The sequence below is a fragment of the Belnapia sp. AC561 genome (assembly GCF_979252845.1).
Genome location: NZ_CEEDBP010000554.1, coordinates 1 through 229, shown reverse-complemented (window position 1 = coordinate 229; position 229 = coordinate 1). Strand labels below are relative to the sequence as shown.

The following is a 229-nucleotide window of genomic DNA, read 5'->3' as shown; positions in this document are numbered from 1 at the left end:
GGAGAAGAAGGGGTCGACGGCCCGGGCCGCCACCTCCGGGGTCATGCCGACGCCGGGATCGCTGCCGCAGAGCGAGATGTACTGCCCCGGCGCCAGCCCATGGGTCACCGCCGGGCGGGTATCGAGCCAGCGGTTGGCTGTCTCGATCGTCAGCCTGCCGCCATCGGGCAGCGCGTCCCGGGCCTTGATGCTGAGGGTGAGCAGCGCGTGCTCCAACTGGTTGCGGGCG

The 229-nt window shown here is 72.1% G+C and carries 1 protein-coding gene; it reads right to left on the bottom strand.

All coding sequences use genetic code 11. From position 1 onward, the window contains the following. A partial coding sequence (locus AC0IW9_RS32230) for an ATP-binding protein (protein ID WP_471652338.1) occupies nt 1-229 on the bottom strand: 229 nt, incomplete at both ends.